This is a genomic window from Bacillus cereus group sp. MYBK79-1 (assembly GCF_051915365.1).
In the GTDB taxonomy this organism is placed as follows: domain Bacteria; phylum Bacillota; class Bacilli; order Bacillales; family Bacillaceae_G; genus Bacillus_A.
In genome coordinates this window covers 136,252-156,777 of record NZ_JBQAEO010000010.1, presented here as the reverse complement: position 1 = coordinate 156,777, position 20,526 = coordinate 136,252, and the positions used below count along the sequence as shown (strand labels likewise).

The window sequence follows — 20,526 nt, the reverse complement described above, 5'->3', positions numbered from 1 at the left end:
TATTATTATTTTTATCTAACTATTTCCAAACAATCCGATTCGCAAAAAGTTAATAATCCGCGGAGGATTTCCCCGCGGATTATTAACTTTTATTTTGTTGGTGGATCAAATTTCACACCTACATCTTTTGATCCGCCTTCATTTCTTACAAGCTGTATAATTTTATTCGCTTCTTTTTGTGAATGCTTTGCTGCTTTCACAGTTACTTTAATGTCAGTTCCATCAGCTCTTACAAGGGCATCTTTATATCCTCCTTGAGACTTAATCACTGTCTCAAGTAATTCTTGCTTCGTTTCCATTGTAGTAATTGCATCAAAATTATCTTTCGCTTTACTCTTTTCTGTTGCTGAAGATTTTGCTGAATTCATCACTTCTTGTAATCTTGATTTTTGTTCACTTCGCTGATCTTCCATTTGCATACGTAACGCTGTGAAATTTTCATCACTTGATTGAACTGTTACGTTAGCATCTTTTTTACTTGTTTCTTTGTTAGCACTCTCTTTTTTGTCTGTTTCTTTATTTGATGTTTCCTTGCTTGTATTTTCTTTGTTTGTAGATTCTTTTGTTGTTTCTTTATTTGGTATTTCATTTGTTACCGCTTTATCAGTACCTTGTTTTTCTTGTCCAATCTTTTCACCTGTTGTCGGCGATGCTGTATTCATTTTGTCAGGAGTTGTTACGTAATAAACAGATAGTACAACAACTAAACTTAACATCGTTAATAGCCAAACCGTTTGTTTTTTTAACACTTTATTTCCTCCCTATCAATTTTTCGGTGAAACTGAAACGCGATGAGCTGGTACATCTAGCAGCCGTATGACAGCTTCTTTTACCATCGCTTTAACTTGTATATTATCCACTCCTTTTGCTACGACAAGAACACCTCGTACTTTCGGTTTCTCTGTTCGTAAAACAACGGGAGTTTCTTTATCACCTTCACGTATAATGACTGTCTTTTCATCAAGGGACTCATCTTCTACTTCCCTCTTACCACCTGTCTTATCTGTTTCACCTGTTGTTTGTGAGCGTTTCACTGTATTTTTTTCTAATATTTTTTCTTCAGATGAATCTAAATTCATTTTAATCGTTACATCTTTTACTCCAGCTATTTCTTCTAAGGCTGCTTTTAATTCTTGTTCATACGCTTTTTCATACTTTTCTACATTTGACATACTATCGTTATTTTTTTGTCCAAAAGTTGGTACGTCCTTTTCTTGATTTTGCGTTTTTTGTTCTTTAAATACAGGTACTTCTTCTTTTTTTCCTGGAAAGAAATTACTAGAAAACATAAGCAAAATCCCAAGTATGAGTAGGACAAGTAAAAACTTAGGTGTTACTTTTTTTCCCTTCTCATTGCTTTCTTTTTCATCCCCATTCAATAAGTTTCGAAAAAATGAGAACTTCGAATTTTTATCTTTATTGTCCATTTACTCTACCTGTCCTCCCTTCCATTTGAACTTGGATTTGTTTATTCTCTAGTTGCCACCTGCTTGAAAAGAAATCTTTCATTTCTACATTCGTTTCTTCTACTTTTTTCGGAGGTTCCTTCGTGTTAATTTCAACTGGTTTTACTGTTTCGATTGCATCATTTTTACTACGTTCTTTTTCTTTCAGCGTCACAACAACAGTTTGAATATCTTTTGCTGACTTTACTTCCGCTGTACTTTCCGCTGCGACTATTTGTATTTCAGAGACTGTCATACCATACTTTTTCTCGAATTCTTTTCCTACTTCTTTTTTCATTTTGGTAGCCATCTCTTCTAAACTATATGCACGTGTTAGAGCTTGTATTTCTTTTTTCTTCGAATCTATTGAATTTTTTACAGATCCTTCTGCTACGTACTTCTCTTCATTAAAATTTGCGATTACTTCATTCACATCTGTTTGCAGTAGTTTAAAAAGGGGTGTTAAGATTAAAACAACTAATAATAGACTTACAACGAATTTAACGTACTTTTGCAAATTTGAATTTGGAAGAATAAGATGAAGCATTGTCGCTAAGAGTAAAAAAACGATAATATTTCTAATCCACTCTGTAACAAATTGCATACTCTTCACCTCCTACCGCATCATAAGTGTAATGTTCCCCGCAGCAATAATAATTGTGATACTTAAAAAGAACATAAATGATACGATAGCTAAGCAAGCAAATACATAAATGATGCTTCGCCCGATAATATCTAAACATTGAATAATTGCTCCGCTGCCAACTGGCTGTAATACTGCTGCTGCGAATTTATAAATAAACGCGATACAAAAAATTTGAATCGCTGGAAAAGCGACAATTAAGCATAGAATGACGAGCCCGATAATTCCGACTGTGTTTTTTAATAACCCCGATGCACTAATAACAGTATCCGCCGCCTCTGTAAACATTCTTCCTACTACGGGAATAAAGTTCCCCGTTACAAATTTAGCAGTTTTCACAGCGATTCCATCAGCAACAGCTGTCGCTGTTCCTTGTACAGATAATACCCCTAAAAAAATCGTTAAAAAAATACCGATAATCCCAACGCTAACGTTTTGCAGAAGCTTGGACAATTTCGTAACTTTATATTGATCACTCATCGTACTTACAATACTTAATATCGTTGCAAGTAATAAAAGTGGTAGAACGATATAATTCATCAAAAGCCCGCTCGTGTTCATTAAAAAGATGATAATCGGATGAAAAAACGATACAGATACAACACCACCGCCAGTTGCTATGAGTGCAAGCAAGATTGGCAATAGCGCTAATATGAAATCCACCATTGTTTGTATCGTTTCTCTTGCATATGTCATGACGACATAAAAACTATTTAAAGCGAAAATAATCAATACCATATATACAACAGCATCGGCAATTTTACTTACACTACTCTTTGAAAATGCAGATTGCAGTGATTGCAACAATGCACTAAAAATTGTAAGCATAATGAGCGTTCCAAGTAGCTTCCCATTTGCAACAAGCTCGTGAAATAAATACTTTAATAAACCTAGCATCCACTCTTTTATAGAAAGTTCTTTTTCTCCCTTTACAAACTCCATAAAGCTACCTTTTTGACTCTCTGGTAAATAACCTCCATATTTTGTAACAAGCCCGTCCCAAAATTGCTTCACATCTTCAATTCCGAGCTTATCCAATTGTTGATCAACGACGTTTGTTTCTACAGGAGAAGCTTGTACAACAACCGGTAAAGAAAAGAAAAGGAAGCAAGCAAATAGCAGCTTAGCTCCAAACCCCCTCAACATTCACTCCCCCTTATCCCGTCGGTAAAAATCCGAGAATAGTTTCAATTACAACCGTCAAAATAGGAATCGCCATTACTAGAATTAATATTTTTCCAGCTAATTCAATTTTCGAAGCGATTGCACCCTGCCCTGCATCTTTTGTAATTTGTGCTCCAAACTCAGCAATATAAGCAATCCCAATAATTTTTAGCAACGTTTCTACATACACGTTGCTAACTTTCGCTTCACTCGCTACTCTCTCAATCATTTGTAAAATAGAGTGAATTTGATCAATTAAAAGAAGAAACATCACGCTACCTACGAACACAATAAATAACGACGTAATGCTAGATTTATGCTGATTCAATACAGCTGCTAAAAACGTAGCAACGAGGCCTAATCCGACAATTTGTATAATTTCGATTCGAACCGCCTCCTTTACTGGAAGAGAAAGACACTCTTAATCTTGTCGAATAAAGTATTAATTAAAAATGCCACATGAAATAAAATAACGACAAAACCGACAAGGATAACCCAATTTGCAATATCCTCTCGCTTTAATTCTTTTAGTACGGTATGAATAAAAGCTAAAACAATGCCGATTCCGGCGATTTGAAATATTAATCCAACATCAATGGACATCGCCTTTCTCCCTCCTATAGCAGTAAAATTACGATAAGTAGCCCCGCTAGTACCCCTAAGCTCTTGATCATTTTTTCATATTGCAGTTGTAACGCTTTCGCTTCTTCTTCTTCTCTCTCTAAATGTGTAATACATAAGCGAATATGTTTTTGTTGTGATTCACGATCATGTTGTCCGAGCGTTTCGCCAAATTGCTGTAAAATCTCGTACTCAGTTTGTTGAAATGCTGTTAGCTTCCAATTTTCTTTCAAACTATCTATCCAGGCTTCTCTTACTGTTTGTTCTCCGCTTTCTAGCCTTCTAGCGAAACTTTGAAATATCCAATTTAACGGCTTCGGCATTTGTTTCACTAATCGCTCGGCAGCTTCAGACAAAGGTGTATGCCCATACATAATTTCCGCCTCTAATGATTGGAGTGCCGCTTTTAATAATCTAAGTTGCCGCGGCCTCTCGCTATATTTTTTTGCGTATGAAAATCCGAAAAAGGTGCTGACTGCAACGATTAACACTGCACCAAATATTTTCACCATACGCCCTCAGCCTTTCTATGAGGTAATACCGCTTTTCCATTCTTATCTTTCACTTGCATAACTGTTCCTGGTCCTCTTGCTTTTGATAGCTCCACAAACCTATCAAATATGCCGAGCTCCAGCACCGCCTTTAGTGATGGGCGTTTCACAACATCATCGTAAGAAAATCCATGTGCACTTATAAAAAGCTGAACCCCTGCATGCACCGCCTCCATAATTGCTTCACTATCTTCTTTACGTCCGATTTCATCTACAATCAAAATATCTGGACTCATAGAACGAATCATCATCATCATTCCTTCAGCTTTTGGACATGCGTCTAACACATCTACTCGCACTCCAAAGTCATATTGCGGAATGCCTTTCACGCAGCCTGCAATTTCTGACCGCTCATCAACAATCCCCACTTTACAAGAAGGTATTTTCGAAGCACTTACACCTTGACTCATGCAACGTGCTACATCTCTTAAAAGTGTTGTTTTCCCCGTTTGCGGCGGGCCAATTACCATCGTGTTTAACCATCGTGATTCATACAAGTACGGCAAAAGTGGTTCAGCAATTCCTATTTTTTGACGGGCGATACGAATATTAAACGAAGAGACATCTCGAATCATTTTCACTGCGCTTTTTTCTGTAATAACCTTTCCCGCCAAACCGATTCTATGTCCTCCTCGAAGTGTTACATACCCACGTTTTAATTCCTCTTCCATCGTATAAATTGAGAATTGACTTAACTTATTCAATAAGTAAATAGCATCCTCTGCTGTAACGATATAGTCATAAAAAAACACTTCGCCATGAGCAATACACTCTAGCGGTCTTCCAATTCGAACACGAATTTCCTCTAGAGCATCATATTGCTTACAACTTTCCACTAGCTGCTTCATCGTTTTCGGTAAAACTTCTAATACTTCTTTCATCAGCTTCTCCCCACTATACTCGACTTACTATTTCAACAACGCGATAAAAATACAGCCAATTCCAAGCGCTAGAAAAAAGAGTTTCAAGAAAGAAATCTCACTTGCCACACTCGCTATGCCTATTGTCATTGTTAAAATTAATACGGTCGGTCCAACAAACGCCAACATACCATTTATAAACAATGCTTTCTTCGCATCATTCACATAAAGCATCAGCAAAGCGGCGAATATTTCCGCGCTACCTGAAAACAACCGAAGTAACCCCATTACGAGCACGGATGTTTCCATTGCCGCTAGCCACTGTTTCATTCTCCCACCTTCTCCCATAACGGTTACTAATACTACATTCCAAAAAAGAATATATTTGTACAACCATATGCAGGGGTTGTCTATTTCAGAAGTAAAAACATCATTTTTCTCTATCGCCTTTTTATAGTCTGAATATTCTTATTGTTAAATGGAGTATTATGGTATATTTAATAAGGATGGGGAGTGCAGACCATGTAGCATGAGAGACAGAACTAAAGTCATCTCGTTTACTACATATCGTATCGCGCCATTTTTTTAAAATTGACTATATGTACAAAATGAGGGGGAAAATATGAAGGTATTGAAAATTAGTTTAACAATTGTAATAGAATTAGCTCTTATTTATCTTTTTTCAAAATTGGTCGGTTGGTCATTTATGGAGGCCTTTTTCCTTGGTAGTTTAGCGATATTTGCAATTACGTGGCTAATTATTATGAGTAATCATAGAAACAACATTACGGATCACGCAATCAGTAAAACACTGACTGGCGTTGAGACTGGCGAGATAAAACCATTTCAAATTGTTTTGACTCCGTACATTATGGGTACCCTTTCACTTGTCTTAGTTAGCTTTGTTATAACAGCGATTTATTATCTGCCCTATTTCCTATAAAGTGAAACTTTAATCAGTGGGGGTTTTCCTCATCCCTCACTGATTATTAGTTGAACCAATCGGACTTTTATGGGCAGTTGATCCCCTACCTAAATTTTTTGCTTTCGCTGAATTTTGAGGTGGGGGTCTTACTGCCCATTAAAGTGGGATAAAAAAAGCACTCGTGATAATCACGAGTGCTTTTCTACTATGCACGAGAAACGTATTTACCTTCACCAGTGTTGATGATAAGCATTTCGCCTTCGTTAATGAAGATTGGTACTTGTACAACAAGACCAGTTTCTAATGTAGCTGGTTTTGTTACGTTAGAAGCTGTATCACCTTTAATACCAGGCTCTGTTTCTGACACTTTTAATTCAACTGTGTTTGGAAGTTCAACACCAAGTACTTCGCCTTGGTAAGTCATAATAGATACTTCCATGTTTTCTTTTAGGAATTTAAGCTCGCGCTCGATTTGGTTTTCACCAAGTTCGATTTGCTCATAAGTTCCGTTATCCATAAATACGTGAGCCTCACCGCTTGCGTATAAGTATTGCATACGACGGTTTTCGATGTGTGCTTTTTCTACTTTCTCACCTGCACGGAATGTTTTCTCTTGAACAGAACCTGTGCGAAGGTTACGTAGTTTAGAACGAACGAATGCAGCACCTTTACCTGGCTTTACGTGTTGGAAATCAAGTACTTGCCAAAGGCTATTATCCACTGAAATTGTTAAACCTGTACGAAAATCGTTTACTGAAATCATGTAAAAAAATCCTCCTGTGTATTACAAAATAATAAGTTCTTTTGGTGATTTCGTAATTACTTCATTACCTTCACTTGTTACAATGATATCATCTTCAATACGTACGCCGCCAATACCTGGAATATAAATACCTGGTTCTACTGTTACAGCCATACCTGGTTCAAGAACTGTATCAGAACGGAACGCTAAACCTGGTGCTTCATGGATTTCAAGACCGATTCCATGACCAGTAGAGTGTCCGAAGTATTCACCGTATCCTTTTTCCGTTATGTAATCGCGCGTTAACGCATCCGCTTCACGGCCTGTTAAACCAGCTTTAATACCGTTCACACCACGTAGTTGTGCTTCTAAAACGATATTATAAATTTCTTTTAATTTATCAGATGGTTCACCAACTGCAATCGTACGAGTAATATCAGAGCAATATCCTTTGTAATAAGCGCCGAAGTCTAATGTAACGAAATCTCCTGTTTCTATCACTTTTTCAGATGCCACGCCGTGCGGTAATGCCGAACGAAGACCTGAAGCAACGATAATATCAAACGAAGAAGATGTTGCTCCTTGTTTTCTCATGAAAAATTCAAGTTCATTTGACACTTCAATTTCAGATACTCCCGGGCGAATGAATGATAGAATATGTTCAAAGGCAGCATCTGCAATCTGTGCAGCTTCCTTTAATATCTTAATCTCTGAATCAGTCTTTATCAAGCGTAACTTTTCTATAAGCCCAGAAGTTGGGATAAATTCAGCATCGATCGCTTCTTTATGTGCTGAATAAGAACTATATGTAAGAGTATCTTGCTCAAAGCCAAGCTTTTGAATTCCCAGTTCCTTCACTTGCTTTGCAACTTCATCAATGATTAATCCTGCATGCTGTACAATCTCGTATCCAACCGCTTGTTTACTAGCCTGCTCTACATAACGGAAATCTGTAATAAATTGAGCACGATTTTTCGAAATCAGTACAACACCAGCTGTTCCTGTGAAGTTAGCCATATATCTACGACTATGTTCATTTGTTAACAAAATACCGTCAATACCAGCCTCATCAAATGCACTTCTTACTCTTTCGATTTTCTCCATTCCTTTATGCCTCCCTCAATTTCTCCATTAATGCAAATAACGCTAACTTATAGCCATAAAAACCAAATCCAACAATTTGTCCCGCACAAACAGCTGCTGTCACAGATTCGTGACGGAACGACTCACGCTGGTGAATGTTAGAAATATGTACTTCAATAACAGGAATCGAAATGCTCGCAATTGCATCTCGAATCGCATAGCTATAATGCGTAAATGCTCCAGGATTTAAAATGATCCCTTCATATATATCTTCCGCCTCATGAATACGATCGATAATCGCACCTTCATGATTCGATTGGAAACATTCTAACTCCACTCCCATTGTTTCTGCTTCTTGCTTCATATCTGCTTCAAGTGTCGCTAGCGTGCCCTTTCCATATACATTTACCTCCCTGACACCGAGGCGATTTAGGTTAGGACCGTTTACGAGGAGTACCTTTTTCATATGTTTAAAACTCCTTAATATTAAATATCTATACAACATTTTAACATAGGAGTCACTTATTTGAATAGTTTGTCTTCTCTTCCCCTTCTCGCTCAGCTTTACTGGTATTTACTGCGTAGGAAACAGAGTATGCTATAAACACACCATACAATATAAAAATACATATCGTCGTCACAATTGTTTCTTTCGGTAAATGGAGTGCACTTTTAATGGCAGGCGCTATTAATCCCATTCCGAAAAATAGTAACGCCCACCAAAATAGCCCATAAATCATCCCTGGAATAATCCCTTCAAACTTTGCCAAAAACGCTTTATACAAAAAGGCAATTAAAATCGAAAGTAGTCCCATACAAACAATTCCTGACACATTGCCCCATACCCCTTCTTTCCAGCTTCCAAAGGCAAATGGTAAAAGTAAATAGTTCGGTCCTGCTTCCGTAAATGAAAATATATGAAGGAAATACCATATCCCTCCCCAAAAGATTCCACCAAATAAACCAATTTGTACAAAATTCCTTGTTCCTAATTGTTCTTGACTCACATCGACACCTCCGCTCAATAGTATGCCCGAAACTATTTTGAACCATGTTTAAATACTGCGAAATTTGTCTATAAAAAGAATAAGAAATGTCCGACTCTCGTAACATTTTTCCTTGTCATATACTTGTATTTGTCGATAAAATAAAGGAAACTCGGTGATTGTCTTATTTCAAAATGACAGAACCCAGTATGACAATTGCCTCTTTTTCTACATAAGAGAGAAACAAATACAGGTTGGTGTTAACATGGCAGAAGAGTCAAAACAAATATATGGCGGGCAAGCAGTCATAGAAGGAGTTATGTTTGGCGGTAGAGAATATACTGTTACAGCGGTTCGTCGTAAAGATAAATCGATTGAATTTTATCGATTACCACGCGTTCGTAATAAAGCATTATCTATCCTGAAAAAAATTCCATTTTTACGAGGGATTGCCGCTATTGTGGATGCAAGTGCGAATGGAGCAAAACATTTAAACTTTGCTTCAGAACGATTTGATGTCCACCCAGAAGAAGACGAACAAATTGCAAATAACAAAGAAGAACAATCGAAATTAACGATGGTATTAGGAGTTGCAGCAGTTGGCGTTTTATCTTTCATATTCGGTAAAGTCATTTTCACAGCAGTCCCTGCACTACTAGCTGAATTAACAAGACCGATTTTCCCTTCTCATACAGGGCAAATCATTGTCGAAAGTGTCATTAAGCTCATGCTATTATTGAGCTATATATACTTTATTTCTTTAACCCCACTTATTAAGCGGGTATTTCAGTACCATGGTGCGGAGCATAAAGTAATTAATGCCTATGAGAATAATCTTCCAATGACTGTAGAAAATGTTCAAAAACAAACTCGCCTTCATTATCGCTGTGGCAGTAGCTTTATTATATTTACAGTCATTATTGGAATGTTTGTTTATTTCCTTGTCCCTACAGATCCACTTTGGGCCAGAGTCGTAAACCGAATTTTATTAATTCCAGTCGTTCTCGGCATTTCTTTTGAAGTGTTACAATTTACGAATCGATTACGCGATATTCCAGTATTACGCATACTTGGATATCCCGGATTATGGCTACAACTATTAACAACGAAAGAACCAACAGATGATCAAGTGGAAGTAGCCATTGCATCGTTTGAAGAATTATTACGTTTAGAAAACAAACAATAATTATTTAAAATTGGTGTTCAACTCCTTTCCTCATCGTTAATATACTAATTTTAATATATGTTTTTAGGAGGTGTCCCTTATGAACGGTCGTTCGTTTACATTCGCTATAGTTATGCTTATTATCGGATTAGCAATATTCGGCCTTGTTTCATCTGTCATTACAAATCCAATGGGTGTATTAAGAAATATCGGGTACATGTTACTTGTTGTCGGTATCTTTTATTTGCTATACAAGATGTTTACAAATTCTAGTGGTTCTGCAAATTCGCAAAGCTCTTATAAGCGTGCTGCAAAACAATCGAACCGCAAACATGGGAAACAAAATGTAGCACCCCTAAGCAATTCTTTCTTGAAATCAAACGCTTCTAATGACAAAGGTAAAAAAGGTGCTCCTTCCACTTTGAAGCGAAAAAGAAAACAATCTCATTTAACTGTCATTGAAGGCAAAAAAAACAAAAAGAAAGACCGTGCTTCCTTTTAGGAAATACGGTCTTTTTTTATACTTTGAAGCACTTCTTTCAGACTTTTATCTTCCATACTTTCAATTCGAAGATGATGATTTTCAAATGGTAAATTCCGTGTCACATCATTAGGTACAACAACGCACTTTAATCCTGCTGCAATCGCTGCTTTTAATCCGTTTAACGAGTCCTCAAATACAACAGCTTCAGTCGGATCAATCCCTAAATCTTCTATCGCAATTCGATAAAGTGCTGGATCTGGTTTTACCTTTTCAACATCTTCTCTCGTTTTAATGACTTCAAAATAATCTCGAATTTGTAGCTCTTCCAAAAAAGAAACAACCCATTCTCTAGATGAACTGGAAGCTAATGCGATTTTCAATCCCATTTCTTTCGCTTCTTCTAAATATTCTTTTACCCCATCACGAGTTTCTGGTATTTTCATTTTCTCTTTATGTAAAGTTTTCACTTTTTCTTTTAATGCTTGCTGGTTAAAATTCTCTTTTAATTGCTCATTTAAATATGCGTAAAGCACATCGTCTGTCGTTCCAATACATTTCGCAAATTCCTCTAAAGGTAACTCCCCACCGTACTCACGAACAGCGTCTCTGAAAGAGTGAAACCATATTGTTTCTGTGTCCACAATTAATCCATCAAAATCAAAAATAATTGCTTTCATAATTCTCCCATCCTTTTCAGTTGAAATAAAAAAGGAAACGACATACGTTCCCCTTAATTACTTTTCTCTTCATTTGCTTTTTGAACACCACGAAGGGTTTCCACTCGAACCTCATCTTGTTCAAAGTATTGCACTAAATCACCAATGCGGTCAATTGCTTCCCAGCTTAAATGATGTTCAATTCCTTCTACATCATTGTAAATTTTACTTTCATCCAAACCGATAATACGCATAAATTGCTCTAGCAAGTCATGACGGTATACGAGACGTTCTCCGATTTTTTTACCTTTTGATGTTAATACAAGCCCTCTATATTTTTCATAAATTAGATATTCATCTTTGTCTAATTTTTGCACCATTTTTGTTACAGAGGATGGATGTACACTAAGCGCTTCAGCAATATCAGATACGCGGGCATAACCCTTTTCATCAATCAACAAATAAATTTGTTCAATATAATCTTCCATACTAGGGGTAGGCATCGGTTTCCTCCATCCAATTTCATTTTGCTCATTCCGTACGAAGCAATCAATAAAATGATACACCAGAAAGAATAACGTGACAAGGTGAAAACAAGCCTAAATCTGCAAAAGAGAAAAGAACCTGCTTTCAAATACAAGTTCCTTTTACGTAAAATATTGAATTTCTGCGTTCGGAAAAAAGTGATGAATATATCCTCTAATCGTTTCTTCCAATACTTCCGCATCATCTTTTTTATATACGTATTTCCCGATGCCGTATCGTCCCCATTTATATTTACGCTTCTCTTCATCCATCTCAAGCTTCGTATTCGGATAACGCTCTTGAATGACCTTTTTTGCTGGTTTTGTAAAGCGATGTTGAATTAATTCAAACGTTAAATTCGGTATCGACAAATCTTTTAACGCATTGTACAGTCGCTCAAATAGTTCACGGTATCCTTCTTCCCACCCTTCATGCATATAAAGTGGCGCAACAATAAACCCAAGTGGATAACCCCCGCCTGCTACTTTACGAGCCGCTTCAATTCGTTCTTCAAAGGGTGATGTCCCTGGCTCAAAATTTTTAATCACATACCGTGAATTAATACTAAACCTGAAACGAGTTTTCCCGTTATGTTTTGCATCTAACAAATGATCAACGTGCGAATATTTCGTAACGAAACGTAAACGCCCGTATTCACTTTCTCCAATAAACTCTATCGCCCGCTTTAATGCATGTGTTAAATGATCAATCCCAACGATATCTGATGTACAAGCCGCTTCAAATCTTGTTATTTCAGGTGCCCTTTCATCCATGTATTGCTTTGCCTTCTCAAATATTTCATCAAGATTAACATACACGCGAACGTAAGGCTTACTCCCAAGTGTCGTTTGCAAATAGCAATAATGGCAATGCCCCATACACCCTGTTGCGAGCGGAATTGCATATTCAGCTGACGGTTTTGACGTATCAAACTTTAATGTCTTCCTCACCCCAACGACAAGCGTTGCCTTTGCATTACGATATTTTTGCAAATCATTTTCACCTGGCAAATTTCTAATTTGATTATGAGATGTCGTTCCACGAATTTCTAATCCCATCTTCGTAAACTTCTCATACAACTCTTTTCCAAGCGGATATTCAAGTGCCTTCGGTTCAAAGTACACGATTTTTGGCATAAATGGTTTCATACGCTTCCCTCCTCTCGTTAGTATGGGAAACACTCAAAGATTAACACGCATTAAAGTTTTCCACTTCAGTAACTTGCGTTGCAAGTTACTGAATGTTATAATTTGGATAACAGGTAGCTTGCAACGCAAGTTACCTGGGTAAAAGGTGGTGAAATCATGCACAGCCAAATGTTAAAAGGCGTGCTCGAAGGTTGCATCCTATACATCATTTCACAAGAAGAAGTGTACGGATATGAACTGAGTACAAAATTAAATAAACACGGATTTACATTTGTAAGCGAAGGAAGCATATATCCGTTATTGTTACGTATGCAAAAAGAAAAATTGATTGAAGGAACATTAAAAGCCTCCTCACTCGGTCCAAAGCGAAAATATTATCACGTAACCGATAAAGGATTAGAACAACTTGAAGAATTTAAACAAAGCTGGGGAATGGTTTCAACAACCGTAAACAACTTATTACAAGGGGAGTGATAGGGATGAAGGCACAACACATGATTGAATTGAATAATAAAAAACGTGAGCTTCTAACTTCCGAAAACGAAACTGCTTATGGCGATATGTTAGTATATCTTCGGTTATCTAATGTACCCGAACATCAAGTAGAAGAACTTTTGTTAGAGATATTAGACCACCTTATCGAAGCACAAACAGAAAATAAAAATGCTTATGACATTTTCGGAAATGATTTGCGATCTTACTGCGATGAACTTATATCAGCTTTACCCACACAAACAAAATTAGAAAAAACTTCTTTAATCGGTTTTGTTATTAGCTTACTTCTTGCTATACAGTTCGGAATGCATGCTATGGCTTCTCTTTTCATTTTTCTTTTCGAAAAGAATACTAACAAATTAGGTCCACCTTTTAGCATTCTGGGGACTACTTTGTCTATTTCAATTATCATATTAGGTATACTTTTCATTTTATATTTATTAAAACGCTTTTCTTTTGACCAAACGATGAATTGGAAAAAAAAGATTCTCTTTGGATTTGCATTCGCTACTCCATTTTGTTCCGCTGTATTCTTAAATATTTATTTCCAAAAGCAACCTTATCTCATTTACCATCTAACCTTTTGGCAAAATGCTTTAATCGCTATCCTATTTTATGCTTTATATAAATTACTATATAAAAAATCAAATTTTTAACAGCCTTCCAAAAGGCTGTTTTTCTTCTGTCTAATTTTACAAATTGAAAAATTTCATAAAGAAAATAAGAAAAATGCAAAATAATTAAAGTTAATTGTTGACGTGATGCTTTTATTATCGGTATCATAAATCTTCGTGAGCAATTATTTTTCGTTATACGATTTTTTTATTATTACTGAATTTTTGAGAGGAGAAATTAGATGTCAGTTAAGAAGAAAACGCAAGTACGCACCGGCAAAATGGTACGTGAACTAATGTTAGCAGACGAAGATGTAAATGCTTCGCTAATTATGGTATATAGTGAAAACGGTGTAAACGCAGAAATTAAAATCGAGGGCTTAACGCCGAAATGTAACGAAGAATTATTTTTGAGCGGAAACGTGGATTGGAACAAGAGTGTTATTTATAAAATTGTTGATTTCACTGGGAACGCTGAAGTTGGTAAAGTTACATTAACAGCGATGAACAAAAACAATGTTTCTCTAGAAGTTGAACGCGTTATGTGGAGCAAAGAGAATAAAGAAGCTGCTGAACAAGAAGAAACAGTTGTAGAAGCTACTCCGAAAAAAGAAGTAGTTGTAGAATCTCCAAAAGCAGTTACACCTGCTCCAAAACCTGTTACGCGAGTAGAAACACCTGTAGCACCTAAACCTACTCCGGTACCAACGCCGAAGCCAGTAAGTGTAGAAGCAGCTGCGGAATTATCTACTCCAGCACCTGTGAAAAAAGCAGTACCAACTCCAGTTACAAAGCAAGAGACAGCACCGGTCGCTCCTGCAAAACCGAAGCAACCTGCTTTGACTGAAACAAATACAAAACTACAAGAAAATTATGTGAAACTCGTGAAAAAGACAATTGAAGTTTGTCAAGATTACGAGCTTGGCATCGACATAGATGATTCTATTGAAAGCTTAAAAGAAGAACTACAAAGCCAAGGTATTAGCGTTACATTTGACAAAGAAATTATGGACGTTGTAAATCGCCTTCGTTCTTTACAAGATAAAGGAATCAAAGTAGAAAAAGTACTTAATTTACTATAAAAAATAAGAGGTGGCAATTGCCACCTCTTATTTTTTATAATTCCATTCCTTACTTTCATACTTCTCTTTTGCTAATGTTTGCACTTCATGTAATTGTTCTTCTGTTAATTCATACGGAACAAGCTCTACATCTAATCCTTTTTCAAACCCAACCTCAAACGCTTTAATTAGCTGTTCAATTGTAAACGTACGATCTGTTAATTCATTAATTGCTACCGCTTTAGAAGAGAACATACTCTTCATACGCTCTTTCACACGTTCATTCGGGAATAAAAACAGATCGTATAACTCATCTAAATCTATTTCTAACGGAATCGATCCGTGCTGCAAAATCACACCTTTTTGACGTGTTTGAGCACTACCTGCGATTTTTCTTCCTTCTACTACAATTTCATACCAAGACGGTGCATCAAAGCATACGCCTGAACGTGGATTTTTTAAATTTTCACGGTCTGCTTCTGTTTTTGGAACTGCATAATACGCTTCTAATCCTAATGCCTTAAAACCATCTAATAAACCTTGGGAAATAATACGATACGCTTCTGTAACTGTTTTTGGCATATTTGGATGATCTTCAGACACAATAACACTGTACGTTAATTCTTTATCATGTAGTACACCCCTGCCGCCTGTTTGACGACGAACGAATCCATATTTCTTTTCGTTAACTACATCCATATTAATATCTTTTTCAACACGCTGGAAATACCCAACTGTTAATGTTGGTACTTCCCATTCATAAAAACGAATGGTTGGTGGCATTTTCTTTTCACTTTGCCAATTTAATAAACATTCATCTAACGCCATATTAAATGCCGGCGAACATTGACCAGAGTTAATATAACACCATTTTTCTTTTCCCATCCTGCACCTCATATAACCAATTATTTTTCACATTCTCTAGTCTACCAAATTCGACAAAATTTGTGAAAGAATACGAAATTTCTTCTTATTATGCAAATGAATCTGTTGCATAAATACATACGGGCATTATAATATTGAAAGTAGGATAAGAAAAAAGGGAGCGATAGAACCGTGTCAACAACTTGGATTATTTTATTAGCCGTAATCGTAGCGTTCATCGGCTACACTGTATGGATGTATTTCTATCAGAGAAAATTAATTAAAACACTTTCAGAAGAAGAGTTTCGCGCTGGCTACCGTAAAGCACAGCTTATCGATATTCGCGAAGCAGACGAATATACTGCAGGGCATATTTTAGGCGCACGTAACATTCCATTATCACAAATTCGCCTTCGTCATAAAGAACTTCGTAAAGATCAGCCAGTTTACTTATACTGCCAAAGCGGATTCCGTACTGGTCGTGCAGCTCAATACTTAAAGAAACAAGGCTACAAAGATTTCTACCAATTACAAGGTGGATTCAAAACGTGGACTGGAAAAATTAAAAAGAAATAATAACATACAAAAACTAGCTGAATGATTCAGCTAGTTTTTTCATTCCATATTATTTGCAATGTATAATAAATTTTTCTTAATCACATCTTGATCATTCTCTTGTGCATTACGATACAGCAGCTGATATTCAAGCCCTTTCTCTTTCCATATAAGCGTAGCAAATTCGTCTCCTTGCCCAGAGTCATCCTTATTTTTAAAATAAGCGAATGCTCCACTATTCAATTTCATTTGTTCTTGAAATCGCTTCTCCTCCACGAGATCTGGAAAACTATAAGGAAAGTTCGCAACATTTAACTCAATATACTCATTTCTCCCCGGCTCCCGCTGTTTATATTTAATCATTAAGACAGCGTTCTTTTTTCCAATCGTTCTGACTTCTCCCTTCACATCACTCATAATGTCATACGGTAAAAACGCCGGAACTTTAAATTTCACTGGAAAATATTTTGGAAGATCCTTCAGCGGAATAGGATCCGTAACACGATCCATAGCTCCCCCTGTGGTTCCCACAAAGTTTTTTTCTTCTTGCATCGTTTGCTGAAACGAACACGAACTAAGCATGAAACTAGAAAACACGAAACAAATGATTCTTTTTTTCAATTTGTTTCCGCCCTTTCATACCGCCCTCTTAACGAACGAAGCGTTTATATGCTCTTCATATTCGCTTCGCTACCAAACTCCACCTTTGAAAACTTTCCACGTTATTCTCACACATTTTGACAAAACTATTTTGCAAACAAAAAGACCCCTATCATTCTTACGCCCAAGTGAAAAGGTTACGCGAATAAAAAGAAGCCTTATTAATACCATAGTTTGTGAAAAGCTTTTCAGGTCAAGATTTTTTCATTCTTATTATTTTCCCTTTATAATAAGAGGAAGAGGTGATACATATGGCCAATATAAAACAAATTGCAAAAACTGCTGGTGTATCCATAGCAACTGTTTCCCGCGTCCTTAATAATCACCCTTACGTAAAAGAAGAAAAACGTAAGCGTGTTCTAGATGCTGTTGAAGAATTGAACTATGCAAAAAATATAAATGCTATTCATTTAATAAAGGGAAAAACATATACGATCGGTGTTATGCTCCCTTTCATTAACCTTCCATACTTCAGTACCATTATTGAAGGAATCGGAAACGAAGCGTTAGCAGCTGGATATCACATTAATTTATGCCAAACAAATTACGATAGCCTCGAAGAGATTCGTGTTCTTGAAATGATGAAAATGAAACAATTCGACGGGATGATTATTTGCTCTCGAACGAGTTCTTGGGAACAAATTGAACCTTTCGCAAAATTTGCTCCTATTATTTCATGTGAAAAAATGAACCACCCCCTCATTTCATCTGTCTACGTAGATCATTATGAAGGCTTCCGTCTCGGCACCGCCTATTTAATTAGTAAAGGCCATGAAAAAATCGGGATTTGTTTAGCAAGAAAAACAAGTGTAAATTCCATGGAACGTGAAAAAGCGTTTGCTGATACACTTCGTAACGAAGGTAAAACGTTACATCCCGAATGGATTTTTCATCAATGCTATACAATGCAAGACGGTGCACAAATACTCCATCGTATTTTAAACATGAAAAATCGTCCAACCGCTATTTTTACAGCGAATGATCAAGTTGCAGCTGGTTTATTAACAGAAGCGCGAAAACAAGGTCTTCGAGTCCCTGAAGACCTTGCTATCCTTGGATTTGATAATCATGAAATTTCAAAGGCGTTAGAAATTTCAACAATTGAACATCCCGGTCTCGCAATGGGCTCACATGCTTTTGCTTTATTCCATAAACAGATTCAAAGCGAGCAAATTGCCGGTAACGCAGAAGAGCTTTCATTCCATTTAATTGAGCGAGATACTGTCTAAAAAAAGAGCGTTACCTATAGCGCTCTTTTTCAGCTCTTCACCTATTGACTTTATATTTTTACTCGCATATAATGAACCTAACGAACGGTAGGTAGGGGATGAAAATGACAGCAAACCGCATTAAAGCTGTAGCACTTTCTCATTTCGCACGCTACGGCTATGAAGGAACTTCATTAGCAAATATTGCTCAAGAAGTTGGGATTAAAAAGCCATCGATTTACGCACACTTTAAAGGAAAGGAAGAGCTATATTTTATATGCTTAGAATCCGCTCTTCAAAAAGATTTACAGAGCTTCACTGATGATATCGAAAATTTTTCAAATTCGTCTACTGAAGAATCGCTCTTACAGTTACTAAAGGGCTACGCAAAACGATTTGGTGAAAGTGAAGAATCAATGTTTTGGTTACGAACTTCCTATTTTCCGCCCGATGCATTTCGTGAACAAATTATTGAAAAAGCGAATGCGCACATTGAAAACGTTGGAAAACTTTTATTCCCTATTTTTAAACAGGCAAACGAGCAAAGTGAACTGCATAACATTGAAGTAGAAGACGCTCTAGAAGCTTTTCTATGCTTACTGGACGGACTTATGGTTGAACTACTATTTGCAGGTTTAAATCGCTTTGAGACTCGTTTAAACGCCTCTTGGCAAGTATTTTGGCGAGGCCTTTCAAACTGACGGATTGCTCCTTTGCAATGCGTCGTTTTTAAGCCCTTTACCTAACGACTGGTAGGAAGGAGAAATGACATATGGCATGGATTTATGTAATCATAGCTGGTATTATTGAAATCTTTTGGGTGATTGGACTTAAAAAAGCGGAGGCACCACTTGAATGGATTGGTGTTGCGTTATTAATTACAATTAGTTTCGTTTTATTATTTAGAGCTTATAAAGATTTACCTGTCGGCACTGTATACGCCGTCTTTACAGGAATTGGAGCTGGTGGAATCGTTCTTACAGAGATTTTCATCTTCGGAGAACCTTTCTCTATTGTAAAAGTGTTATTAATCGGCTTAATCTTCTTCGGCGTAATTGGTTTAAAACGAGTAACAGAAGAAAAAGAAGCGAAGGAGGCCGCATAAAATGGCTTGGGTATTTTTAATTCTAGCTGGTATTTGTGAAATTATTGGTGTACTCTTTATGAAAGTAGCCACTGAAAAGAAAGGCTGGGCACCAAAAGTTATTTTAATCGCTAACTTCAGCGTAAGCTTCTTCTTCTTATCTCTTGCGATGGACACATTACCGATGGGAACTGCTTACGCAATTTGGACTGGAATCGGAACTGCCGGAAGTGCACTTCTAGGCATTCTTATTTTCCGCGAATCAGCGGATTGGCGTCGTCTTGCCTTCCTAAGCTGCATTCTATGCGGCGCTGTTGGCTTAAAACTATTAAGCTAACGTGAGGTGAGTGTCATGTGGAAAGAAAAAGGAAAACAAATATTAACATGGATTACACTCGGAATCGTCATTCTACTGCAAATCAGTTTTCATATAATAGAATGGTTGTTTCATAGAGTCGTATCCATTCTTACATTTCTTCCTAGCATGGCACTTGAAATTGCATCTATTGTTTGGTCAGTTATTGGCTCCATTGCAATCGTCATTATATGGAGTATCGCCAAACTATGGAATAAATTATTTAAAAAGGACAGTACTTCTGAAAAAGAGTAACTGTCCTTTTTTATATTCATTCAGACTTTCTGTAGAGGTTTGATGTGATAAGACAAAGAAGACCAACTATGACAGTACTTATACCAATCCCTTTATGCAAATTAGGAAATGGTGATGGGATATCAGAATAAAAATTTGCTAATACGAGACCAATTGAAAATAAAAATATCCCTATTCTATATAACCATTTTCTTTTATTCATCATTCTCCCCCTAACATTTTTCATACACTCCTTTCTTTTGGACATACTACCTAAAAAAGGAGTGAATAATATGCAAAATTCTATACATAAGCAGATCCTATTTTTATTTTTCCTCTTTCTCATTCTCGTTATCATTTTCAGCTTTATATTACATACTCCAAAAGATGTTGTACCG

31 protein-coding genes are annotated in these 20,526 nt (G+C 36.7%); 12 read left to right on the top strand and 19 right to left on the bottom strand.

Annotated features, from left to right (window positions below; genetic code table 11):
* Positions 1-89: 89 nt before the first annotated feature.
* From ACTFOB_RS17385 to ACTFOB_RS17345, 9 genes are read right to left on the bottom strand one after another with little or no spacing between them, the layout of a single operon-like run.
* Positions 90-749, bottom strand: a complete 660-nt coding sequence (locus tag ACTFOB_RS17385; protein WP_440027776.1) for a SpoIIIAH-like family protein — start codon at positions 747-749, stop codon at positions 90-92.
* A 15-nt stretch (positions 750-764) separates the two neighbouring features.
* Complete coding sequence (gene spoIIIAG, locus ACTFOB_RS17380; protein ID WP_440027774.1) at positions 765-1,427, bottom strand: stage III sporulation protein AG; 663 nt, start codon at positions 1,425-1,427, stop codon at positions 765-767.
* Positions 1,417-2,049 carry a stage III sporulation protein AF gene (spoIIIAF, locus tag ACTFOB_RS17375; RefSeq protein ID WP_001161039.1) on the bottom strand — a complete coding sequence of 211 codons (633 nt, stop codon included), beginning with the start codon at positions 2,047-2,049 and terminating at the stop codon, positions 1,417-1,419. Before spoIIIAF ends, spoIIIAG begins: the two co-directional genes overlap by 11 nt.
* 12 nt (positions 2,050-2,061) lie before the next feature.
* Entirely contained in the window at positions 2,062-3,234 is a 1,173-nt protein-coding gene (gene spoIIIAE / locus ACTFOB_RS17370; protein ID WP_151633110.1) for a stage III sporulation protein AE, read from the bottom strand.
* 10 nt (positions 3,235-3,244) lie between these two features.
* Positions 3,245-3,628, bottom strand: coding sequence for a stage III sporulation protein AD (spoIIIAD, locus tag ACTFOB_RS17365; protein ID WP_079998460.1), 384 nt, complete (start codon positions 3,626-3,628; stop codon positions 3,245-3,247).
* A gap of 23 nt (positions 3,629-3,651) precedes the next feature.
* Positions 3,652-3,855 carry a stage III sporulation protein AC gene (spoIIIAC, locus tag ACTFOB_RS17360; RefSeq protein ID WP_000020914.1) on the bottom strand — a complete coding sequence of 68 codons (204 nt, stop codon included), beginning with the start codon at positions 3,853-3,855 and terminating at the stop codon, positions 3,652-3,654.
* Between the two features lie 14 nt (positions 3,856-3,869).
* Positions 3,870-4,385 carry a stage III sporulation protein SpoIIIAB gene (spoIIIAB, locus tag ACTFOB_RS17355; protein ID WP_000238690.1) on the bottom strand — a complete coding sequence of 172 codons (516 nt, stop codon included), beginning with the start codon at positions 4,383-4,385 and terminating at the stop codon, positions 3,870-3,872.
* The gene (gene spoIIIAA, locus ACTFOB_RS17350) at positions 4,379-5,305 is read right to left on the bottom strand and encodes a stage III sporulation protein AA (RefSeq protein ID WP_440027772.1); all 927 of its coding nucleotides are present in this window, start codon (positions 5,303-5,305) and stop codon (positions 4,379-4,381) included. The genes spoIIIAB and spoIIIAA overlap by 7 nt, the downstream gene beginning before the upstream one ends.
* 27 nt (positions 5,306-5,332) lie before the next feature.
* Positions 5,333-5,614, bottom strand: coding sequence for a YqhV family protein (locus ACTFOB_RS17345; RefSeq protein ID WP_000816054.1), 282 nt, complete (start codon positions 5,612-5,614; stop codon positions 5,333-5,335).
* A gap of 292 nt (positions 5,615-5,906) precedes the next feature.
* Here ACTFOB_RS17345 and ACTFOB_RS17340 point away from each other — a divergent pair, with 292 nt between their 5' ends.
* Positions 5,907-6,227: a hypothetical protein gene (locus tag ACTFOB_RS17340; RefSeq protein ID WP_440027770.1), complete on the top strand. Its 321-nt coding sequence runs from the start codon at positions 5,907-5,909 to the stop codon at positions 6,225-6,227.
* A gap of 187 nt (positions 6,228-6,414) precedes the next feature.
* Here the strand turns inward: ACTFOB_RS17340 and efp are convergent, their stop codons facing one another.
* The 4 genes from efp to ACTFOB_RS17320 are packed head-to-tail and all read right to left on the bottom strand — an operon-like array spanning position 6,415 to position 9,041.
* Positions 6,415-6,972, bottom strand: coding sequence for an elongation factor P (efp, locus tag ACTFOB_RS17335; RefSeq protein WP_440027768.1), 558 nt, complete (start codon positions 6,970-6,972; stop codon positions 6,415-6,417).
* Positions 6,973-6,993: 21 nt separating this feature from the next.
* The gene (pepQ, locus tag ACTFOB_RS17330) at positions 6,994-8,055 is read right to left on the bottom strand and encodes a Xaa-Pro dipeptidase (RefSeq protein WP_440027766.1); all 1,062 of its coding nucleotides are present in this window, start codon (positions 8,053-8,055) and stop codon (positions 6,994-6,996) included.
* A gap of 4 nt (positions 8,056-8,059) precedes the next feature.
* The gene (gene aroQ, locus ACTFOB_RS17325) at positions 8,060-8,500 is read right to left on the bottom strand and encodes a type II 3-dehydroquinate dehydratase (RefSeq protein WP_000757087.1); all 441 of its coding nucleotides are present in this window, start codon (positions 8,498-8,500) and stop codon (positions 8,060-8,062) included.
* Positions 8,501-8,552: 52 nt separating this feature from the next.
* The gene (locus ACTFOB_RS17320) at positions 8,553-9,041 is read right to left on the bottom strand and encodes a YqhR family membrane protein (protein WP_440027765.1); all 489 of its coding nucleotides are present in this window, start codon (positions 9,039-9,041) and stop codon (positions 8,553-8,555) included.
* A gap of 244 nt (positions 9,042-9,285) precedes the next feature.
* On the opposite strand from ACTFOB_RS17320, the gene ACTFOB_RS17315 reads away from it, so the two are divergent.
* Both ACTFOB_RS17315 and ACTFOB_RS17310 read left to right on the top strand, forming a co-directional pair.
* The gene (locus ACTFOB_RS17315) at positions 9,286-10,206 is read left to right on the top strand and encodes a DUF1385 domain-containing protein (protein ID WP_000807116.1); all 921 of its coding nucleotides are present in this window, start codon (positions 9,286-9,288) and stop codon (positions 10,204-10,206) included.
* A 79-nt stretch (positions 10,207-10,285) separates the two neighbouring features.
* A complete protein-coding gene (locus ACTFOB_RS17310; RefSeq protein WP_001014467.1) occupies positions 10,286-10,687 on the top strand; it encodes an SA1362 family protein in 402 nt (133 codons plus the stop codon).
* Here ACTFOB_RS17310 and ACTFOB_RS17305 read toward each other — a convergent pair.
* The 3 genes from ACTFOB_RS17305 to splB form a co-directional block, all read right to left on the bottom strand.
* Positions 10,684-11,346 (bottom strand): HAD family hydrolase, encoded by a 663-nt coding sequence (locus tag ACTFOB_RS17305; protein WP_440027762.1) that lies wholly within the window; start codon positions 11,344-11,346, stop codon positions 10,684-10,686. The two genes, ACTFOB_RS17310 and ACTFOB_RS17305, sit on opposite strands and share 4 nt — an antisense overlap.
* Before the next feature lie 53 nt (positions 11,347-11,399).
* Entirely contained in the window at positions 11,400-11,828 is a 429-nt protein-coding gene (gene mntR, locus ACTFOB_RS17300) for a transcriptional regulator MntR (RefSeq protein ID WP_001143071.1), read from the bottom strand.
* 144 nt (positions 11,829-11,972) lie between these two features.
* Positions 11,973-12,998 carry a spore photoproduct lyase gene (gene splB, locus ACTFOB_RS17295; RefSeq protein ID WP_440027759.1) on the bottom strand — a complete coding sequence of 342 codons (1,026 nt, stop codon included), beginning with the start codon at positions 12,996-12,998 and terminating at the stop codon, positions 11,973-11,975.
* Between the two features lie 156 nt (positions 12,999-13,154).
* Between splB and ACTFOB_RS17290 the strand changes: the two genes are divergently transcribed.
* The 3 genes from ACTFOB_RS17290 to ACTFOB_RS17280 all read left to right on the top strand — a co-directional run bounded on the left by ACTFOB_RS17290 (position 13,155) and on the right by ACTFOB_RS17280 (position 15,189).
* The gene (locus tag ACTFOB_RS17290) at positions 13,155-13,472 is read left to right on the top strand and encodes a PadR family transcriptional regulator (RefSeq protein ID WP_000556083.1); all 318 of its coding nucleotides are present in this window, start codon (positions 13,155-13,157) and stop codon (positions 13,470-13,472) included.
* Between the two features lie 5 nt (positions 13,473-13,477).
* Positions 13,478-14,149, top strand: coding sequence for a hypothetical protein (locus tag ACTFOB_RS17285; RefSeq protein ID WP_440027757.1), 672 nt, complete (start codon positions 13,478-13,480; stop codon positions 14,147-14,149).
* 200 nt (positions 14,150-14,349) lie between these two features.
* On the top strand, positions 14,350-15,189 hold the full coding sequence (locus ACTFOB_RS17280) for a hypothetical protein (protein ID WP_440027755.1): 840 nt from the start codon (positions 14,350-14,352) through the stop codon (positions 15,187-15,189).
* 27 nt (positions 15,190-15,216) lie between these two features.
* Here ACTFOB_RS17280 and ACTFOB_RS17275 read toward each other — a convergent pair whose 3' ends face one another.
* Positions 15,217-16,053 carry a lipoate--protein ligase family protein gene (locus ACTFOB_RS17275; RefSeq protein WP_000514071.1) on the bottom strand — a complete coding sequence of 279 codons (837 nt, stop codon included), beginning with the start codon at positions 16,051-16,053 and terminating at the stop codon, positions 15,217-15,219.
* Positions 16,054-16,224: 171 nt separating this feature from the next.
* On the opposite strand from ACTFOB_RS17275, the gene ACTFOB_RS17270 reads away from it, so the two are divergent.
* A complete protein-coding gene (locus ACTFOB_RS17270; protein WP_000108656.1) occupies positions 16,225-16,608 on the top strand; it encodes a rhodanese-like domain-containing protein in 384 nt (127 codons plus the stop codon).
* Between the two features lie 39 nt (positions 16,609-16,647).
* Here the strand turns inward: ACTFOB_RS17270 and ACTFOB_RS17265 are convergent, their stop codons facing one another.
* A complete protein-coding gene (locus tag ACTFOB_RS17265; protein ID WP_440027828.1) occupies positions 16,648-17,184 on the bottom strand; it encodes a DNA polymerase III subunit delta in 537 nt (178 codons plus the stop codon).
* A 314-nt stretch (positions 17,185-17,498) separates the two neighbouring features.
* Between ACTFOB_RS17265 and ACTFOB_RS17260 the strand changes: the two genes are divergently transcribed.
* The 5 genes from ACTFOB_RS17260 to ACTFOB_RS17240 all read left to right on the top strand — a co-directional run bounded on the left by ACTFOB_RS17260 (position 17,499) and on the right by ACTFOB_RS17240 (position 20,149).
* Entirely contained in the window at positions 17,499-18,476 is a 978-nt protein-coding gene (locus ACTFOB_RS17260) for a LacI family DNA-binding transcriptional regulator (protein WP_440027752.1), read from the top strand.
* Positions 18,477-18,574: 98 nt separating this feature from the next.
* Positions 18,575-19,156, top strand: coding sequence for a TetR/AcrR family transcriptional regulator (locus ACTFOB_RS17255; protein WP_151633136.1), 582 nt, complete (start codon positions 18,575-18,577; stop codon positions 19,154-19,156).
* Between the two features lie 71 nt (positions 19,157-19,227).
* The gene (locus tag ACTFOB_RS17250; RefSeq protein ID WP_151633138.1) at positions 19,228-19,560 is read left to right on the top strand and encodes a DMT family transporter; all 333 of its coding nucleotides are present in this window, start codon (positions 19,228-19,230) and stop codon (positions 19,558-19,560) included.
* Between the two features lies 1 nt (position 19,561).
* Positions 19,562-19,876: a DMT family transporter gene (locus tag ACTFOB_RS17245; RefSeq protein ID WP_098663329.1), complete on the top strand. Its 315-nt coding sequence runs from the start codon at positions 19,562-19,564 to the stop codon at positions 19,874-19,876.
* 15 nt (positions 19,877-19,891) lie between these two features.
* Positions 19,892-20,149: a DUF3975 family protein gene (locus tag ACTFOB_RS17240; RefSeq protein WP_440027749.1), complete on the top strand. Its 258-nt coding sequence runs from the start codon at positions 19,892-19,894 to the stop codon at positions 20,147-20,149.
* Positions 20,150-20,165: 16 nt separating this feature from the next.
* Here the strand turns inward: ACTFOB_RS17240 and ACTFOB_RS17235 are convergent, their stop codons facing one another.
* The gene (locus ACTFOB_RS17235) at positions 20,166-20,354 is read right to left on the bottom strand and encodes a hypothetical protein (RefSeq protein WP_440027825.1); all 189 of its coding nucleotides are present in this window, start codon (positions 20,352-20,354) and stop codon (positions 20,166-20,168) included.
* Positions 20,355-20,526: the final 172 nt, after the last annotated feature.

Bases quoted from the DNA above. Each gene is read 5' to 3' on its own strand.
- spoIIIAG (WP_440027774.1), bottom strand. From the start codon at position 1,427: ATGGACAATAAAGATAAAAATTCGAAGTTCTCATTTTTTCGAAACTTA.
- spoIIIAF (WP_001161039.1), bottom strand. From the start codon at position 2,049: ATGCAATTTGTTACAGAGTGGATTAGAAATATTATCGTTTTTTTACTC.
- spoIIIAE (WP_151633110.1), bottom strand. From the start codon at position 3,234: ATGTTGAGGGGGTTTGGAGCTAAGCTGCTATTTGCTTGCTTCCTTTTC.
- spoIIIAC (WP_000020914.1), bottom strand. From the start codon at position 3,855: ATGTCCATTGATGTTGGATTAATATTTCAAATCGCCGGAATCGGCATT.
- spoIIIAB (WP_000238690.1), bottom strand. From the start codon at position 4,385: ATGGTGAAAATATTTGGTGCAGTGTTAATCGTTGCAGTCAGCACCTTT.
- spoIIIAA (WP_440027772.1), bottom strand. From the start codon at position 5,305: ATGAAAGAAGTATTAGAAGTTTTACCGAAAACGATGAAGCAGCTAGTG.
- ACTFOB_RS17345 (WP_000816054.1), bottom strand. From the start codon at position 5,614: ATGAAACAGTGGCTAGCGGCAATGGAAACATCCGTGCTCGTAATGGGG.
- ACTFOB_RS17340 (WP_440027770.1), top strand. From the start codon at position 5,907: ATGAAGGTATTGAAAATTAGTTTAACAATTGTAATAGAATTAGCTCTT.
- efp (WP_440027768.1), bottom strand. From the start codon at position 6,972: ATGATTTCAGTAAACGATTTTCGTACAGGTTTAACAATTTCAGTGGAT.
- pepQ (WP_440027766.1), bottom strand. From the start codon at position 8,055: ATGGAGAAAATCGAAAGAGTAAGAAGTGCATTTGATGAGGCTGGTATT.
- aroQ (WP_000757087.1), bottom strand. From the start codon at position 8,500: ATGAAAAAGGTACTCCTCGTAAACGGTCCTAACCTAAATCGCCTCGGT.
- ACTFOB_RS17315 (WP_000807116.1), top strand. From the start codon at position 9,286: ATGGCAGAAGAGTCAAAACAAATATATGGCGGGCAAGCAGTCATAGAA.
- ACTFOB_RS17310 (WP_001014467.1), top strand. From the start codon at position 10,286: ATGAACGGTCGTTCGTTTACATTCGCTATAGTTATGCTTATTATCGGA.
- ACTFOB_RS17305 (WP_440027762.1), bottom strand. From the start codon at position 11,346: ATGAAAGCAATTATTTTTGATTTTGATGGATTAATTGTGGACACAGAA.
- mntR (WP_001143071.1), bottom strand. From the start codon at position 11,828: ATGCCTACCCCTAGTATGGAAGATTATATTGAACAAATTTATTTGTTG.
- splB (WP_440027759.1), bottom strand. From the start codon at position 12,998: ATGAAACCATTTATGCCAAAAATCGTGTACTTTGAACCGAAGGCACTT.
- ACTFOB_RS17290 (WP_000556083.1), top strand. From the start codon at position 13,155: ATGCACAGCCAAATGTTAAAAGGCGTGCTCGAAGGTTGCATCCTATAC.
- ACTFOB_RS17285 (WP_440027757.1), top strand. From the start codon at position 13,478: ATGAAGGCACAACACATGATTGAATTGAATAATAAAAAACGTGAGCTT.
- ACTFOB_RS17280 (WP_440027755.1), top strand. From the start codon at position 14,350: ATGTCAGTTAAGAAGAAAACGCAAGTACGCACCGGCAAAATGGTACGT.
- ACTFOB_RS17275 (WP_000514071.1), bottom strand. From the start codon at position 16,053: ATGGGAAAAGAAAAATGGTGTTATATTAACTCTGGTCAATGTTCGCCG.
- ACTFOB_RS17260 (WP_440027752.1), top strand. From the start codon at position 17,499: ATGGCCAATATAAAACAAATTGCAAAAACTGCTGGTGTATCCATAGCA.
- ACTFOB_RS17255 (WP_151633136.1), top strand. From the start codon at position 18,575: ATGAAAATGACAGCAAACCGCATTAAAGCTGTAGCACTTTCTCATTTC.
- ACTFOB_RS17250 (WP_151633138.1), top strand. From the start codon at position 19,228: ATGGCATGGATTTATGTAATCATAGCTGGTATTATTGAAATCTTTTGG.
- ACTFOB_RS17245 (WP_098663329.1), top strand. From the start codon at position 19,562: ATGGCTTGGGTATTTTTAATTCTAGCTGGTATTTGTGAAATTATTGGT.
- ACTFOB_RS17240 (WP_440027749.1), top strand. From the start codon at position 19,892: ATGTGGAAAGAAAAAGGAAAACAAATATTAACATGGATTACACTCGGA.
- ACTFOB_RS17235 (WP_440027825.1), bottom strand. From the start codon at position 20,354: ATGATGAATAAAAGAAAATGGTTATATAGAATAGGGATATTTTTATTT.